5 protein-coding genes are annotated in these 3,458 nt (G+C 40.5%); 1 reads left to right on the top strand and 4 read right to left on the bottom strand.

Annotated elements, in window-relative coordinates:
• The 4 genes from AAC037_RS22030 to AAC037_RS22015 form a co-directional block, all read right to left on the bottom strand.
• On the bottom strand, positions 1-210 hold a 210-nt coding region (locus tag AAC037_RS22030), incomplete at its 3' end, for a hypothetical protein (RefSeq protein ID WP_339905652.1).
• A 3-nt stretch (positions 211-213) separates the two neighbouring features.
• A complete protein-coding gene (locus tag AAC037_RS22025) occupies positions 214-1,077 on the bottom strand; it encodes a sugar phosphate isomerase/epimerase family protein (RefSeq protein WP_339905650.1) in 864 nt (287 codons plus the stop codon).
• Position 1,078: 1 nt separating this feature from the next.
• The gene (locus AAC037_RS22020; RefSeq protein WP_339905648.1) at positions 1,079-2,791 is read right to left on the bottom strand and encodes a PQQ-dependent sugar dehydrogenase; all 1,713 of its coding nucleotides are present in this window, start codon (positions 2,789-2,791) and stop codon (positions 1,079-1,081) included.
• Positions 2,792-2,984: 193 nt separating this feature from the next.
• The gene (locus tag AAC037_RS22015; protein ID WP_339905647.1) at positions 2,985-3,134 is read right to left on the bottom strand and encodes a hypothetical protein; all 150 of its coding nucleotides are present in this window, start codon (positions 3,132-3,134) and stop codon (positions 2,985-2,987) included.
• Between the two features lie 114 nt (positions 3,135-3,248).
• Here AAC037_RS22015 and AAC037_RS22010 point away from each other — a divergent pair.
• Positions 3,249-3,458 (top strand): hypothetical protein (locus AAC037_RS22010; protein ID WP_339905646.1); only part of this gene is annotated, 210 nt, incomplete at its 3' end.

Genomic DNA, 3,458 nt, shown 5'->3' with positions numbered 1-3,458 from the left:
TCTGTAGTTAACTGCTTCAGTGACCCATACCCTACCTTTGGCATCCACATCCATATTGGTGGGATTAAAGAATAGGGGGCTTTCGGCCCATACACTTACCTCCAATCCTTCCGGAACATATAACAATGGCTGAGACTCTTGCTGTTTACCGGAATCACATGCGAACAACCCCAAGAATAAAAAACAACAACAGAGAGGCCACTTTACCATTTTTTAGGATTTCATAAGTTGTGTAACAAAATTTAGATTTTTTCTATAGGCCGGCAACACCTCCATACCTTTTGGGATGGCCCCCTCCATGATGTACCAACCTCTATAGCCAATTTTATCCAGACTCACTTTTACTTTTTCAAAATTCACCTTCCCTTGCCCAAGTAACTGACCATTTTCTTTGAAATGAATTTCACAGATATTTTCAGCCCCTAAGAGGGCTATTTCTTTAAATATATCATAGCCCATTTTGGTAGCATTGGCCAGGTCATAATAAACCTTTACATGGGAAGATCCCACTGCTGCTAAAATCTCCAGGTGTTCTTCTGCAGAAAGCCAAGATTCAATTCCCAGCACGACATCGGCTGCTTCTGCCTTGGGGGCAACTTTCTTTAATCTACGAATCACTTCCTTTTTTCCAGAAGGATCATTTCTTAGGTCTCCAGCAGAGAAAAAGGCCAGTAAAACATTTTTGCAACCCAATGCTTTGGCTACATCTATGCTGTCTGAAACCCAAGCCTCTGTTTCAGGGGCAGATTTATAGGGCACTCGATTGAGTTCTCCTATGGCCAAGCCGGCAATTTTCACTTTGTTTTTTTTAGCTGCCTTCAGGTAAATTTCCTGCATGCTTTTTTGTCTAAGGTGCATGTCATTGGCTACATTCCCTAAACTTACCTGTACGCCGTCCAGACCTATTTCTCTAGCCAACGCTAATGCACAAGGATCAGAAGCTTTCCCAATAGACCAATCGCAAGCGCCAATCCGGGCTTTTGGTTTGGCAAAGCGTTCATTTGAAGCCCAAACGTGCCCTAATGCGGCCATACTTCCAAGTGTAAAAAGGGTTTTTCGCCTGCTGAATTTTTTCATCTTAGTTTTTTATACCGACCATTTTATAAACCTTCCCATCAGCTTTGGTAAACAAGTACATTTCTCCATTGGCATCTTTGCCCAATCGAAGATCCACCCTTCTGCTACCCGATAATTTGGAAAGAGGAACAGAAACTCCTTCATACTCGACTGTCCATTCATAAATTGGAGCTTGTTTGCCAATTTTAAGGTCAGCAATATTCACATAAAACAGTCTACCTTTTGTAATATCTCCAAACAGGTATTTCCCCTCAAGACCCGGTACTTCAGTACCTGTATATTCATAACCTCCGGAAATAGCATTGCCTTCATCGTGGTCATACATGGCTACCGGGTAAGAAAAGCCAAAAGATTTTTCATTTTCAGGCAAAGGAAAAACCATATTGGAATCATCTTCAGGTTTTAATTTAAAAGTACCCTCCCTGACAGGCCATCCATAATCAGCTCCCGGACGAAGCATATAAAGGGATTCTATTTGGCCTTGACCGATATTTGAAACGAGTATCTCTCCTGATTGGGTCCATGAAATTCTGTGCGGATTTCTAAATCCATGCGCGTAAATTTCCGGCAACCAGCCCTTGTCATTGCCTACAAACGGGTTGTCAGTTGGTATTCCATATTTCCCATTATTGCTGTTGTTACCTTGCGGGTCTATTCTAAAAACTGACCCCCAGGCCTGAGTGCCGCCATACGATATCCAGGCATGTCCTCTTCCTTCCGAACCACCATCTCCAATACCTATATACAGAAGTCCATAATCCTTGTCTCCTTTTTTGGCATAAGGGTTGAAAGTAATCTCTTGCATCCCATGAATCCCAGAGGCCATATCAATTCTAAAAAGCTCTCTTTTGCTTTGGGCTTGAAAAGGTACAGCCATGGGATTTCCCGTTTTCCATTCGGTTACTACCCACTGAAGATCGCTTCTGATACTATCTCCAAAGGCAAAATCTGCAGGTTTTGTATGAGGTTTTTCGGTATGATTGGTATAGAATAGGCCATTTTCACCGAACTCAGGGTGAAAGGCAAAGCTACCAAAACCAGTAGCCAAGCCCGGTTCATTAATGAATTCGGGCATTTCCTTGGACATATCGAGGTATAGCTTTGTTTTCCCCCCTTCCATAAGGTACATTTTACCTCTTAAATCCATCATGTACATCTCCTTGCTTACCGGATGGAAATCCATTTTCGCAATACGGGTAAGGGGTTTCTTTTCTGCGGAAGCAGGGATTGTACTGATTAGCTCTAATTTCACAACCAAATCTGACAAGGGAATTTTTTCAGGAATCGGGTTTCCTATGGAATCCAATACAACTTCTGAATTTTCTTGAGGAGCTTCATGCTGGTGCATGAAGCCAATTATATTGTCTATTTGACCTTGTTCTAGATGCTTAAAAGAAGGCATGTAGGTTTTGTATCGCTCAAAAACCTTACGGGCCCTTTCATCTCCATTGTCAATCATCTCAGCAGGGTTTTGGATAAAAGCGCGCAACCACTCTAAGGACTGCTCTCTGGTAATCCCACCCAAATGGGGACCAATACCATTTTTTTTGAAGGAATGGCAACTGCCACAATTGGTTTGAAAAAGGTCTTCTCCGGTCTTTAGGCTTGTTTGATCCATTGGTATTAATTCTTCCAATGGCTTGTCTCCGGATTTACATGACCAACAAATAGCAAGTACAAACAAGAGAAAAAAACGGTTGATATTTGGATTCATAGATTAATGGTACTGTCAAAATACAATTTATACAATTATAATAATGAAGCCAATCTACTTTATTCCTATTAAATAAAAAAAAACTTATTTATCAATGGTCAAAAAATATCATTTCTCGACTCCTTTTAATTTTAAATAAAAAAAGGGTGCTATTTACAACAGCAATCTTTCTAAATTTTATGGACAAAAATAATTACCAGCCCTTATTTTGCTCAATTCCTGAGGAGCTAACTACTTTTGTTGGAATTGGCCAAACACCCATAACATCGGCATCAAAATTTCTTGCAGGCCAGATTTCACCTATTACAAAGTCAGAATTCGGATCAATCCTAGCCATCCCCATTCTAACTCAAAGCTTATATCTATCAATTAGATAGAACATTCATGTAAAAAAACAAACTTCCTTGCCCTCGATTCTTTATATTTGTCGCTATTTAATTATACCAAAATATCCACCATGAAAAACATTAGCCTATTAAGTCTATTGCTAACATTTTTAGCTTTCCAGCCTGCTTTTTCACAATCTTCCAATTATGGAGAAATCCAAGGAAAAGTGATCGATGAGGATGGGGGCAGCCCGCTAGGGTTTGCTACCATCAGTGTTTTTTCTCTGGAAACCGAAGACAAAAAGTTAATCAATGGGGGTATCACCACAGAAGACGGCAGC

It is taken from the genome of uncultured Cyclobacterium sp. (assembly GCF_963976465.1).
Lineage (GTDB): Bacteria > Bacteroidota > Bacteroidia > Cytophagales > Cyclobacteriaceae > Cyclobacterium.
Note: the sequence above shows the minus strand (reverse complement) of the source record. Positions and strands in the feature narration are given on the sequence as shown.